Origin of the sequence: Actinomadura litoris (assembly GCF_009733595.1) — a bacterium.
GTDB classification, from domain to species: domain Bacteria; phylum Actinomycetota; class Actinomycetes; order Streptosporangiales; family Streptosporangiaceae; genus Spirillospora; species Spirillospora litoris.
The window spans coordinates 548325-561003 of the sequence record NZ_WOFH01000003.1; the positions used below are offsets into that span (position 1 = coordinate 548325).

Here is a 12679-nt window from a genome sequence, read left to right on the forward strand (position 1 = left end):
GCCACCTACCCGAGGAAGGGCTGAAGACATGATCACAGCGGCTTCCGTTCTCGCGGCGGAGGAAAGCAACCCCCTCATCCCGCACACGTACGAGCTCGTCGTCGGGATCTTCGCGTTCCTCGTCGTCCTGGTCGTCGTCGGCAAGATCCTCACCCCGCGCATCCAGAAGACCCTCCAGGAGCGCACCGAGGCGATCGAGGGCGGGCTGCTGCGGGCCGAGAAGGCCCAGGAGGAGGCTCGCCAGACGCTGGAGAGCTACCAGGCCCAGCAGCGTGACGGTCAGCTCGAAGCCTCCCGGCTGCGCAAGAAGGCCGAGGAGCAGGGCGCTCAGATCATCGCGGAGATGAAGGAGCAGGCCCAGGCCGAGGCGCGCCGGATCATCGACGCCGCCAAGGCCCAGATCGAGGCGGAGCGCCAGCAGGCGCTCCAGTCGCTGCGGGCCGAGATCGGCGCGATGTCGGTCGACCTGGCCGGCCGCGTGGTGGGCGAGTCCCTGGAGGACAGCGCCCGCCAGAGCCGGGTGGTCGACCGGTTCCTCGAAGAGCTTGAGGAGCGCGCGCGCACGCAGGAGCAGATCACATCATGACCATCACGGGAGCGGTGAGCAGGGCGTCGCTGGCCGAGGCCAGGGAGCGGTTCGAGTCGGTCGTCGCCTCGGCGGTCGCCGGGGGGGCTGGGGGCTCGTCCCCCCAGACCGACTCGGGCGGCTCCGACCTCGCCGGGCTCGGCGGCGACCTGTTCGCGGTGCTGCACCTGATCGACCGCGAGCACGGTCTGCGGCGGGCGGTCTCCGACCCGGCGCGCGACGGCGCCGACAAGGCGCAGCTCGTGCGGATCCTGCTGGAGGGCAAGGTGTCGCCGGCCGCTCTCGGGCTGGTCGCCGACATCGTGGGGCTGCGCTGGTCGAGCCCGTCGGAGCTGTCGGACGCGGTGGAGACCCTCGCGGTCACCGCCGAGGCCGCCCGCGCCGAGGCGGAGGGGCGCATCGACGACCTGGAGGACGAGCTGTTCCGGTTCTCCCGGGTCATCGAGAGCGAGATCGCGCTGCGCGGCGCGCTCGCCGCGCCCGGTCTGCCGGACGAGCGCAAGCTGGGCCTGGTGCAGGCGCTGCTGGAGGGCAAGGTCACGCCGTCCGCGCTGACGCTGATCACCGAGCTGGTGCTGCGCCCGCGAGGACGTAGCCTGGAAGGCGGGCTGGCCGAGTACGGCAAGATCGTCGCCCAGCGCCGGCAGCGGCTGGTGGCGCTCGTCCGCACCCCGGCCGAGCTGTCGGAGGAGCAGCGCGCCCGGCTGGCCGCGGTGCTCGCCGCCGCCTACGGCCACGACGTACACCTGAACATCGAGCTCGACCCCACGGCGATCGGCGGCCTGTCGATCGAGATCGGGGACGAGATCATCGACGGCACGATCGCCGGACGGCTGGACGATGTCCGCCGGCGGCTCGGCACCGGCTGACGCCGGCCGGGCTGACCCCAAGGGAGCAAGAGAGGAATCATGGCGGAGCTGACGATCCGTCCGGACGAGATCCGGAACGCGCTGGAGCGCTTCGTCCAGTCGTACGAGCCTGAGGCCGCCGCGCGCGAAGAGGTCGGCACCGTTGTCGATTCCGGCGACGGTATCGCCCACGTCGAGGGGCTGCCCTCCGCGATGGCGAACGAGATCCTCGAGTTCGAGGACGGTACGCGTGGCCTGGCTCTGAACCTGGACGTACGTGAGATCGGCGCCGTTGTCCTGGGTGACTTCAGCAAGATCGAGGAGGGCCAGAAGGTCCGCCGGACCGGCGAGGTCCTCTCGGTCCCGGTCGGCGACGGCTTCCTCGGCCGAGTCGTGGACTCGCTGGGCAACCCACTGGACGGCAAGGGCCCGATCGAGAGCACCGAGCGCCGCGCGCTCGAACTGCAGGCGCCCACCGTCGTGCAGCGCCAGTCGGTCAGCGAGCCGCTGCAGACCGGCATCAAGGCGATCGACGCGATGACCCCGATCGGCCGCGGCCAGCGCCAGCTGATCATCGGTGACCGGCAGACGGGCAAGACGACCGTCGCCGTGGACACCATCATCAACCAGCGCGAGGCGTGGGAGTCGGGCGACGAGAGCAAGCAGGTCCGCTGCATCTACGTCGCGGTGGGCCAGAAGGGCTCGACGATCGCCAACGTCCGCCGCTCCCTGGAGGAGGCCGGCGCGCTGGAGTACACCACGATCGTGGCGGCCCCCGCGTCCGAGCCGGCGGGCTACAAGTACATCGCCCCCTACACCGGGTCGGCGATCGGCCAGCACTGGATGTACCAGGGCAAGCACGTCCTGATCGTCTTCGACGACCTGTCGAAGCAGGCCGAGGCCTACCGCGCGGTGTCGCTGCTGCTGCGCCGCCCGCCGGGCCGCGAGGCCTACCCGGGCGACGTCTTCTACCTGCACTCGCGGCTGCTGGAGCGCTGCGCGAAGCTGTCGGACGACCTCGGCGCCGGCTCGATGACGGGTCTGCCCATCATCGAGACCAAGGGCAACGACGTGTCGGCCTACATCCCGACGAACGTCATCTCGATCACCGACGGGCAGTGCTTCCTGGAGACCGACCTGTTCAACCAGGGCGTCCGGCCGGCGATCAACGTCGGTATCTCGGTGTCCCGGGTCGGCGGCTCGGCGCAGATCAAGGCGATGCGCAAGGTCGCCGGCACGCTGCGCCTGGCGCTGTCGCAGTTCCGCGACCTGGAGGCGTTCGCCGCCTTCGCCTCCGACCTGGACGCGGCGTCCCGCGCCCAGCTCGACCGCGGCGCCCGCCTCGTGGAGCTGCTCAAGCAGCCGCAGGGCAGCCCGTTCCCGGTCGAGCAGGAGGTCGTGTCGGTGTGGGCCGGCACCTCCGGCGCGCTGGACGACGTGCCCGTCGCCGACATCCGCCGCTTCGAGCGCGAGTTCCTCGACCACGTCGAGCGCGAGGAGGGCGGCCTGCTGACCTCCATCCGCGAGACGGGGCAGCTCTCCGACGACGGCCTCACCAGCCTCAAGAACGCCATCACGGAGTTCAAGAAGGGCTTCCAGACCAGCGAGGGCGACCTGCTGGGCGCGGAGGAGGCCGCCGAGGCGATCGACGACGAGGCCGTCCAGCAGGAGACGATCACCCGCGCCAAGAAGAGCTGATCGACGATGCCCGCTCAGCTACGCCAACTCCGGCAGCAGATCAAGACGGTCAAGTCGACCGCCAAGATCACGCGCGCCCAGGAGATGATCGCCACCTCGCGGATCGTCAAGGCCCAGCAGGCGGTGGCGGCCTCCAAGCCGTACGCCGACCAGATCACGCAGGCCCTGTCGGCGCTGGTGAGCCATCATGTCGGCGTCGACCATCCGCTGCTGCACGAGCAGCCGACCGACAACCGCAGCGCGGTGCTGATCGTCACGAGCGACCGCGGCTTCTGCGGCGCCTACAACGCCAACGTGATCCGTGAGGCGGAGGCGCTGATCAGGTCGCTGCGGGAGGCGGGCCGCGAGCCCGTCCCCTACGTCGTCGGGAACAAGGGCATCACCTGGTACCGGTTCCGGGGCCGGGAGGTGGCCGAGACCTGGCACGGGTTCAGCGACCGGCCGACGTTCGCCAGCGCCGAGCGGATCGGGCAGCGCCTCACCGAGGACTTCCTGAAGACCGACGCCGAGGGCGGGGTCGGTGAGATCCACGTGGTCTACACCGAGTTCGTCTCGATGCTGACGCAGTCCGTCCAGGTCCGGCGGCTCATGCCGCTGGAGATCACCGAGGGCGAGACCGGGAAGGTCGCGCCGGCGTATGAGTTCGAGCCGTCCGCGCAGGCGGCGCTCGACCTGCTGCTGCCCAACTACGTCGAGAGCCGCATCTACCACATGCTGCTCCAGTCGGCCGCGTCGTTCCAGGCGTCGGTCCGGCGGGCGATGAAGTCGGCGACCGACAATGCCAACGAACTGCTCGGGGTCTACACGCGCCAGATGAACCAGGCGCGGCAGGCCGCGATCACCCAGGAAATCAGCGAGATCGTCGGTGGCGCTGACGCGCTCGCCGAGTCTGGCGGGGAGTGAAATGACTGCTCAGATCGAGGAGGCGACCGCGACCGGGCGCGTCGCCCGTGTCATCGGCCCGGTCGTCGACGTGGAGTTCCCCGCCGACGCCATCCCGGACATCTACAACGCGCTGCACGTCCAGGTGACGCTCGGCGGCGACGAGAAGACCCTGACCTTCGAGGTCGCCCAGCACCTGGGCGACAACATGGTCCGCGCGATCTCGATGCAGCCGACCGACGGCCTGATCCGCGGCGCGGCGGTCACCGACACCGGCCGGTCCATCTCGGTGCCGGTCGGCGACATCACCAAGGGGCACGTGTGGAACGCCCTCGGTGAGGCGCTGGACGTCCCGACCGCGTCGCTGGAGGTCAACGAGCGCTGGGGCATCCACCGCGGCGCCCCGCCGTTCGACCAGCTGGAGTCCAAGACCGAGATGCTGGAGACCGGCATCAAGGTCATCGACCTGCTGGCCCCCTACGTCAAGGGCGGCAAGATCGGCCTGTTCGGCGGCGCGGGTGTGGGCAAGACCGTCCTCATCCAGGAGATGATCCGCCGTGTCGCCCGCAACTTCGGCGGCACCTCGGTGTTCGCCGGTGTGGGCGAGCGCACCCGTGAGGGCAACGACCTCTGGGTGGAGATGGACGAGGCGGACGTCCTCAAGGACACCGCGCTCGTGTTCGGCCAGATGGACGAGCCGCCGGGCACCCGCCTGCGGGTCGCGCTCGCCGGGCTGACGATGGCGGAGTACTTCCGCGACGTCCAGAACCAGGACGTGCTGCTGTTCATCGACAACATCTTCCGGTTCACCCAGGCGGGTTCGGAGGTGTCGACGCTGCTCGGCCGCATGCCGTCGGCGGTGGGCTACCAGCCGACGCTGGCGGACGAGATGGGCGTGCTCCAGGAGCGGATCACCTCGACGCGCGGTCACTCGATCACCTCGATGCAGGCGATCTACGTGCCCGCCGACGACATCACCGACCCGGCGCCGCACACCACGTTCGCCCACCTGGACGCGACGACGACGCTCGCGCGGAGCATCTCCGAGAAGGGCATCTTCCCGGCGGTCGACCCGCTCGACTCGACCTCGCGGATCATGGACCCGCAGATCCTCGGGACCGAGCACTACGAGGTCGCGCAGGAGGTCAAGCGGATCCTGCAGAAGTACAAGGAGCTGCAGGACATCATCGCGATCCTCGGTATCGACGAGCTGTCGGAGGAGGACAAGGTCACCGTCCAGCGGGCGCGGCGCATCGAGCGCTTCCTGTCGCACCCGATGTACGTGGCCGAGCAGTTCACCGGCCAGCCCGGTGTGACGGTCTCCAAGGACGAGACGGTCGCCTCCTTCAAGGCGCTCGCCGAGGGCAAGTACGACCACCTGCCCGAGCAGGCGTTCTTCATGTGCGGCGGCATCGAGGACGTCGAGAAGAAGGCCAAGGAGCTGGAGAAGTAGTCCGCTCCGGCGCGTCCGGGCTCCCGTCGCATCGGCGGCACGGGGTCCGGGCGCGCCGGAACCGCTCCAGTATTCGGAGGAGAGACAGTGGCAACCCTGAAGGTCGGGCTGGTGTCGCCGGAGCGCGAGATCTGGTCCGGCGAGGCCAAGATGGTGGTCGCGCAGACCGTCGAGGGCTCGCTCGGCATCCTGCCGGGCCACGCCCCGGTGCTGGGCGTCCTCCTCGACGGCAGCGTGGTGAAGATCGAGCCCGCCGACGGCGGCGAGCCGATCACCGCGATGGTCGGCAGCGGCTTCTTCTCCGTCGCGGCGGACGAGGTGTCGGTGCTGGCCGAGCAGGCCGAGCTGAGCGACGAGGTCGACGTGTCGGAGGCGCGCCGGGAGCTGGAGGAGGCGCTCGGCGGCGACGACGCGACGGCGGAGCGGCGGGCCCGCGCGCGGCTGCGCGCCGCGGGCATCGAGGCGTAGTTTCCGAGCGGACGGTAGGGGGACTTGGGCGGGCACCTGGCACTTGATGCGGGCGGGGTGCTCGCCGCCGTCATCGTGGCGGCGGCGCTCGTGTTCGTCGCGATGACCGTCCGCCGGTGGTTGTTCGTCCGCGGCGGCGGCGCGGTCGAGTGCAGCCTGCGGGTGCTGCCCGCCGGAGCCGAGCCCGGCCCGTGGCGGCTCGGCATCGGCCGCTACAAGGGCGACGTCCTGCACTGGCATCGGGTGTTCGGCTTCCGCCGCAGGCCCCGGCAGGTGATCCACCGCCGGGGCCTCGTCGTGTCCAACCGCCGCCGCCCCGAGCCGGGCGAGGCCGACGGCCTGCTGCCGGACGTGAGCGTCATCGAGGTGCGCGACGGCGACCTGACCGTCGAGTTGGCGATGGGCGCCTCGGCGCTGACGGGTTTCCTGGCGTGGCTGGAGGCGGCGCCGCCCGGCTTTCCGGTCGATCTCCATCCTCCCGACCAGCCCTGATTCAGGATTGGGCAACGGGCGGGTCATGGTTTCGCCTGCCGTGCTCGTGTCCGGCCGGGCGAACGGGGGCGTGGGAGCAGGATCGCGACGGTCCGCTCCCTTTCCCGTTTCGCAGGAGTGCACGTGCGCAAGCTCCTCATCGGCGTCGCCGGGTCGTCCGCCGCGCTGGCCCTGTCGGCCGCCATGATGTCCGGCCCTCCGGCGGGCGCCGCGCCCGCGAAGCCGGATCTGGCGAAGCTGGTCACGCTCAAGGACGTCCGGCGGCATCTGGCGGCGTTCCAGGAGATCGCCGACTACAACGGCGGGAACCGCGCGGCGGGGCGCCCGGGGTACGACGTCTCGGTGAAGTACGTGACGGGGCGGCTGAGGGCGGCGGGGCTGACGCCGGTCGTCCAGAGGTTCACGTTCCCCTACTGGAACGAGAAGTCGGGGGCGGTGCTCTCGCAGACCGCGCCGCACAAGGCTTCCTACAAGCGCGGGCACGACTTCCTCATCATGCGGTACTCGGGTTCGGGCGACACCACCGGGGCCGTGACGGCGGTGGACCTCCCGTCCTCGGGTGCGGGCACGAGCGGATGCGAGGGCGCGGACTACAAGGGCTTCACGCAGGGCGCGGTCGCGCTCGTCCAGCGCGGCGGGTGCACGTTCGAGGCGAAGGCGGAGCGGGCGCGGGAGGCCGGGGCGGCCGCCGTGCTGATCTTCAACACGGCGGCGGAGAAGGGGCCGATCAACGGCACCGCGGAGCGGGCGCAGGCCCTCCCGGTGCTCGGCGTCACGCACAGGCTGGGGACGAGCCTGGCCAAGGCGTCCCGGGCGTCCGGGGGCGGGCTGCGGCTCCGGGTGAGGACCGACGTCGCGCAGGGCAGGAGGACCACCTCCAACGTCATCGCCGAGACGCGGCGGGGGCGGCCCGGCAACGTCGTGCTGCTCGGCGCGCATCTGGACAGCGTCCGCGAGGGCCCGGGGATCAACGACAACGCGACCGGGTCGTCGGCGCTGCTGGCGATCGCCGAGAAGATCTCCGCGCTCGGCGCGAAGGGGCTGCGCAACCGGGTGCGCTTCGCCTGGTGGGGGGCCGAGGAGGAGGGCCTGCGCGGGTCCACGCACTACGTGGACGCGCTGAGCCCGGCCGCCCGTTCGGCGATCGCGCTGAACCTCAACTTCGACATGCTCGGCTCGGTGAACGGCGTCCGCGGCGTGTACGACGGCGACCACTCCGCGCGGGCCGGGGTGAAGGCGCCCGCCGGGTCGGGCGCGATCGAGAAGATGTTCCGGTGGCACTTCGCCGGGCGCGGGCTGCCGACCACGCAGAGCCCGTTCACCGGACGCTCGGACTACGGCCCGTTCATCGAGCACGGCATCCCGTCCGGCGGCATCGACACCGGGGCGAACGGCGTGAAGTCGGCCGGTGAGGCGAAGGTGTTCGGCGGCCGGTCGGGGAAGGTGTACGACCCCTGCTACCACGCCAGGTGCGACCGGCTGAAGAACGTCGACATGAGGCTGCTGGACACCAACACCGACGCGATCGCCGCCGTCACCCAGCACCTGGCCGAGAGCACCGTGGCCGTCAACGGGCACGCGCGGCGCCTGGACGCGCCCGCGCCGGCGCCGTCCTACCAGGGCGACCGGCTCACCCGCTGAACGCGGCGCGGTCGGGCGGCGGGAGCCACTCGCCGGACGGGTCGAACGGCCGGTGCCCCGCCGTGACATGGGCGATGAGCGGCGGCAGCGCCGGATGCCCGTTCGGCGCGTGCCACATCAGCGACCACGGGAACACCGGTGCCGGCTCGACGACCGGGAGCACCCGGACGTCCGGGTGCGGCGGCAGGCGGATGTCCTTGCCGACGATGCCGTAGAGCGTCGCGGACGCGGCGATCCGCTCCACGTAGTGCTCCAGCCCGAAGTTGGGGCCGGACGGGTCGGTGCCGATGCCGAGGTCGGCGCTGAGGTAGCGGTAGAACTCGACCCACTCGCTCTCCCGGGCGTTGCCGGGCATCCACGCCGTCGTGCCCGCGAGTTCGGCCGCCCGGACGTGCGCGCGGCCCGCGAGCCGGTGGCCGCGTCCGACGAGGACGTGCAGGGGTTCCAGGTGGGCGGGGACGCGCGCGATGCCCTCGTCCAGGGCGGCGGTGGCGCGGCCGAGGAAGGCGTCGAGCGCGCCCGCGAGCAGCGCGGGGCCCGCGGTGGCGAGCCCGTCGGAGGTGAGGATCTCGATCTCCACGTCCGGCCGCGCCTCGTGGAACCCGCGGATCAGCGCGGTCGAGACGAGGCGGGTGCCGAGCACGTCCACCCGCAGCGGGCGCGGGCCGCCCCGCGCCCGCTCCACCGCCTGGTCGGCGAGCACGAGCAGCGCGCGGGCCGGGACGAGGAACGCGCGCCCCTCCGCCGTCGGCTCGGCGCCGCCGCGCGTCCTGGCCAGCAGTGGCGTGCCGAGGTGGGCCTCCAGCCTGGCGACGCGCTTGGACACCGCCTGCTGGCTGAGGCCGAGCCGGTCGGCGGCGGCGCTGAACGAGCGGTCGGCGGCCACCGCGACGAAGGCGCGCACCGCGCCGAGATCCAGGTCCATCCAGCTCCTCCTACAACCTCGGGTTGTTCTGGCTGACGTGTCGGTTGTTGGACACCCTGCCTTGAACGGCGATGGGATGCGGTCGCCGACGAAGGCTACAACCGCTGGAGGTGACGGATGGAATCCTTCGTGCACCTGCACGTCCATACCGAGTACTCGATGCTGGACGGCGCCGCCAAGGTGGGCCCGCTCATGGACGAGGTCGCGCGGCTCGGTATGCCCGCCGTCGCGATGAGCGACCACGGCAACGTGTACGGCGCGCACGAGTTCCATCGCACGGCCGTGGCCCGGGGCGTCAAGCCCGTCATCGGCATCGAGGCGTATGTGGCGCCCGCGTCCCGGCGGCACCGCGAGCCGGTGTTCTGGAGCGAGGACCCGGCGCTGCGCCGGTCCGACGAGACGACCGGCGCGGGCGGCGACGTCTCCGGGCGCGGCCTCTACACGCACATGACGATGTGGGCCGAGTCCGCCGAGGGGCTGCGGAACCTGTTCCGGCTCCAGTCGCGGGCGTGGCTGGAGGGCCGCGCGCAGAAGTACCCGCGCATGGACGACGAGCTGCTCGCCGAGCACGCGCGGGGGATCATCGCGACGACGGGCTGCCCGTCGGGGGAGGTCCAGACCCGGCTGCGGCTCGGCCAGTACGACGCGGCCGTCGCCGCCGCGTCCCGCTACCGCGACCTGTTCGGCGCCGGGAACTACTTCCTGGAGCTGATGGACCACGGGCTGCCGATCGAGCGCCGCGTCCGCGACGACCTGCTGCGCGTCGGCCGCGACCTCGGTCTGCCGCCGCTCGCGACCAACGACTCCCACTACGTCACGCAGGACCGCGCGGAGGCGCACGACGCGCTGCTGTGCATCGGCACCGGCAAACAGCTCGCCGACACCGACAGGTTCCGCTTCGGCGGCAGCGGCTACCACCTGAAGACGGCGCGGGAGATGCGCGGGATGTGGGACGCGCAGGTCCCCGGCGCCTGCGACAACACGCTGCTGATCGCCGAGCGCGCCGGGGACTACGCGCCGGTGTTCGCCCACCGCGACCTCATGCCGAAGTTCCCCGTCCCGGACGGGGAGACCGAGGCGTCCTGGCTGCGCGCCGAGACGCTGCGCGGCGCGCGCCGCCGCTACCGGGGCGATCCGCCGCGGGAGGTGCTGGAGCGCATCGACTACGAGCTGTCGGTCATCGAGGGGATGGGCTTCCCCGGCTACTTCCTGGTCGTCGCCGACATCTGCCGGCACGCCCGCGCGGAGGGGATCGGGCTCGGCCCGGGACGCGGCTCCGCGACCGGCTCCATGGTCGCCTACTGCACCGGCATCACCGAGCTGGACCCGATCGAGCACAAGCTGATCTTCGAACGGTTCCTCAACCCCGAGCGCGTCACGATGCCCGACATCGACCTGGACTTCGACGACCGCCGCCGGGACGAGATGATCGAGTACGTGACCCGCCGCTACGGCGGCGACCGCGTCTGCCAGATCGTCACGTTCAGCACGATCAAGGCGAAGGCCGCCGTCAAGGACGCGGGCCGCGTGCTCGGCTACCCCTACGCGCTCGGCGACCGGATCACCAAGGCGTTCCCGGCGGCGGCGGGCGGCCAGGAGATCCCGCTCGCCGCCGTCCACGACCCGGCGCACCCGCGCTACGCCGAGGCGACCGAGCTGCGCCGGATGTACGCGGAGGAGCCCGACGTCAAGCGTGTGATCGATACCGCGCTCGGCGTCGAGGGGCTGACCCGCGGCACCGGCGTGCACGCGGCGGGCGTGATCCTCTCCTCCGACCCGCTGATCGACGTGCTGCCGCTGGCCCGCCCGAAGGCCGACGGCCCGGTGGTCACCGGCTTCCCGTTCACCCAGGCCGAGGACATGGGCCTGCTGAAGATGGACTTCCTCGGCCTGCGCAACCTCACGGTCATCAACGACGCCGTCGCGGGTGTGAAGGCCAACAAGGGCGTGGAGATCGACATCCTCGACGTCCCGCTGGACGACCCCACGACCTACGCGCTGCTCGCGCGCGGCGACACGCTCGGGGTGTTCCAGCTCGACGGCGGCGGCATGCGGACGCTGCTGAAGCTGATGCGGCCGACCGAGTTCACCGACATCGCCGCCGTGTCCGCGCTGTACCGGCCGGGCCCGATGGAGATGAACGCCCACACCAACTACGCGCTGCGCAAGACCGGGCGGCAGAAGGTCGAGCCCATCCACCCCGAGCTGGGCGAGGCGCTCGAACCGATCCTCGGCGACACCTACCACCTCGTCGTCTTCCAGGAGCAGGTCATGGCGATCGCGCAGCGGCTCGCCGGATACTCGCTGGGCGCCGCCGACCTGCTGCGCCGCGCGATGGGCAAGAAGAAGAAGGAGGTCCTGGACGCCGAATGGGACCGGTTCCGCGCCGGGATGAGCGAGCGGGGCCACTCCGACGAGGCGATCCGCGCGGTGTGGGACGTCCTCGTGCCGTTCAGCGGCTACGGGTTCAACAAGTCGCACACCGCCGGGTACGGCCTGGTCTCCTACTGGACGGCCTACCTGAAGGCCAACCATCCCGCCGAGTACCTGGCCGCGCTGCTGACGTCGGTCGGCGACGACAAGGACAAGATGGCGGTCTACCTGTCGGACTGCCGCCGCCTCGGCATCCGGGTGCTGCCGCCGGACGTCAACCAGAGCGCCCTGGACTTCACCGCCGTCGGCGACGACATCCGGTTCGGGCTGGGCGCCGTCCGCAACGTCGGCGCCGGGGTCGTCGAGGCGGTCGTCGGCGTCCGGAAGCGGGGCGGCGCGTTCACCGGCTTCGCCGACTTCCTCGACCGGGTCCCGGCGGCCGTGTGCAACAAGCGCGTGATCGAGTCACTGGCGAAGGCGGGCGCGTTCGACGGGCTGGGCCACCACCGGCGGGGGATCGTCGCCGTCCACGAACAGGCGGTGGACGCGGCCATCGACGTCAAGCGGCACGAGGCGCACGGCCAGGACGCGCTGTTCGGCGGATCGGCCGAGGCCACGGAGGGGATCGGGATCACCGTCCCGGACGGCGAATGGGACCGCGCCACCCTGCTCACCCACGAACGGGAGATGCTCGGCCTGTACGTCTCGGGCCACCCGCTCGACGGCGCCGAACGGATCCTGAAGGCGCACCGCGACACCGCGCTGGCCGACCTGCTCGCCTCCGGCCGCACCGACGGCCCGGTGAGGGTGAGCGGCATCATCGCGGCGCTCCAGCGCAAGGTCACCAAGCGCGGCGACACCTGGGCGATCGCGACCCTCGAAGACCACGACGCGTCCGTGGAATGCCTGGTCTTCCCCAAGAGCCACCAGCTGTTCGGCGGCCTGCTGGCCGAGGACCGGGTCGTGTCCATCCGAGGACGCGTCAACGTCCGCGACGAGACGCTGAGCGTCCACGTCGACGACGTGACGGTCCTGGACCTGGACGCGCACGGCGCCGGGGACGCCCCGCCCGTGGTGATCTCGGTGGCCGAGGCCAAGGTGACGCCGGCGCTCGTCCGCGACCTGGGCCGGCTACTCACGGCGCACCTCGGCGACACCCCTGTGCACCTGCGCATGCGCCGCCCACGCGGAGCCGGAGACGTCCTGTTCGATCTGCCGCGATTCAGGATCGCCCCCGGCCCCGCATTCTATGGAGACGTGAAATCCCTCTTGGGCCAGAGCGCATTTCACAGCGAATCCAAATGAAAACGCGA

10 protein-coding genes are annotated in these 12679 nt (G+C 71.5%); 9 read left to right on the top strand and 1 reads right to left on the bottom strand.

Annotated features, from left to right (window positions below):
* Positions 1 to 28: 28 nt before the first annotated feature.
* The 8 genes from GNZ18_RS10135 to GNZ18_RS10170 all read left to right on the top strand — a co-directional run bounded on the left by GNZ18_RS10135 (position 29) and on the right by GNZ18_RS10170 (position 8068).
* Positions 29 to 586, top strand: a complete 558-nt coding sequence (locus GNZ18_RS10135) for a F0F1 ATP synthase subunit B (protein WP_156215979.1) — start codon at positions 29 to 31, stop codon at positions 584 to 586.
* A complete protein-coding gene (locus tag GNZ18_RS10140) occupies positions 583 to 1455 on the top strand; it encodes a F0F1 ATP synthase subunit delta (protein ID WP_156215980.1) in 873 nt (290 codons plus the stop codon). The genes GNZ18_RS10135 and GNZ18_RS10140 overlap by 4 nt, the downstream gene beginning before the upstream one ends.
* Before the next feature lie 39 nt (positions 1456 to 1494).
* Entirely contained in the window at positions 1495 to 3132 is a 1638-nt protein-coding gene (atpA, locus tag GNZ18_RS10145; protein WP_156215981.1) for a F0F1 ATP synthase subunit alpha, read from the top strand.
* Positions 3133 to 3138: 6 nt separating this feature from the next.
* The gene (locus GNZ18_RS10150) at positions 3139 to 4035 is read left to right on the top strand and encodes a F0F1 ATP synthase subunit gamma (protein ID WP_156215982.1); all 897 of its coding nucleotides are present in this window, start codon (positions 3139 to 3141) and stop codon (positions 4033 to 4035) included.
* A 1-nt stretch (position 4036) separates the two neighbouring features.
* Positions 4037 to 5467: a F0F1 ATP synthase subunit beta gene (gene atpD, locus GNZ18_RS10155; protein ID WP_156215983.1), complete on the top strand. Its 1431-nt coding sequence runs from the start codon at positions 4037 to 4039 to the stop codon at positions 5465 to 5467.
* Positions 5468 to 5554: 87 nt separating this feature from the next.
* Complete coding sequence (locus GNZ18_RS10160) at positions 5555 to 5935, top strand: F0F1 ATP synthase subunit epsilon (protein ID WP_214617241.1); 381 nt, start codon at positions 5555 to 5557, stop codon at positions 5933 to 5935.
* A 24-nt stretch (positions 5936 to 5959) separates the two neighbouring features.
* Complete coding sequence (locus GNZ18_RS10165) at positions 5960 to 6427, top strand: DUF2550 domain-containing protein (protein WP_156215984.1); 468 nt, start codon at positions 5960 to 5962, stop codon at positions 6425 to 6427.
* Positions 6428 to 6550: 123 nt separating this feature from the next.
* Complete coding sequence (locus GNZ18_RS10170; RefSeq protein WP_312874412.1) at positions 6551 to 8068, top strand: M28 family peptidase; 1518 nt, start codon at positions 6551 to 6553, stop codon at positions 8066 to 8068.
* On the opposite strand, the gene GNZ18_RS10175 is transcribed toward GNZ18_RS10170, so the two are convergent.
* Positions 8058 to 8993, bottom strand: coding sequence for a LysR family transcriptional regulator (locus GNZ18_RS10175; RefSeq protein ID WP_156215985.1), 936 nt, complete (start codon positions 8991 to 8993; stop codon positions 8058 to 8060). The genes GNZ18_RS10170 and GNZ18_RS10175 overlap by 11 nt on opposite strands.
* A 117-nt stretch (positions 8994 to 9110) precedes the next feature.
* Here GNZ18_RS10175 and dnaE point away from each other — a divergent pair, with 117 nt between their 5' ends.
* Positions 9111 to 12671: a DNA polymerase III subunit alpha gene (gene dnaE, locus GNZ18_RS10180; RefSeq protein WP_156215986.1), complete on the top strand. Its 3561-nt coding sequence runs from the start codon at positions 9111 to 9113 to the stop codon at positions 12669 to 12671.
* Positions 12672 to 12679: the final 8 nt, after the last annotated feature.

What these genes read in the sequence shown, in the direction of transcription:
- GNZ18_RS10135 (WP_156215979.1), top strand. Translation starts at nt 29, where the DNA reads ATGATCACAGCGGCTTCCGTTCTCGCGGCGGAGGAAAGCAACCCCCTC.
- GNZ18_RS10140 (WP_156215980.1), top strand. Translation starts at nt 583, where the DNA reads ATGACCATCACGGGAGCGGTGAGCAGGGCGTCGCTGGCCGAGGCCAGG.
- atpA (WP_156215981.1), top strand. Translation starts at nt 1,495, where the DNA reads ATGGCGGAGCTGACGATCCGTCCGGACGAGATCCGGAACGCGCTGGAG.
- GNZ18_RS10150 (WP_156215982.1), top strand. Translation starts at nt 3,139, where the DNA reads ATGCCCGCTCAGCTACGCCAACTCCGGCAGCAGATCAAGACGGTCAAG.
- atpD (WP_156215983.1), top strand. Translation starts at nt 4,037, where the DNA reads ATGACTGCTCAGATCGAGGAGGCGACCGCGACCGGGCGCGTCGCCCGT.
- GNZ18_RS10175 (WP_156215985.1), bottom strand. Translation starts at nt 8,993, where the DNA reads ATGGACCTGGATCTCGGCGCGGTGCGCGCCTTCGTCGCGGTGGCCGCC.
- dnaE (WP_156215986.1), top strand. Translation starts at nt 9,111, where the DNA reads ATGGAATCCTTCGTGCACCTGCACGTCCATACCGAGTACTCGATGCTG.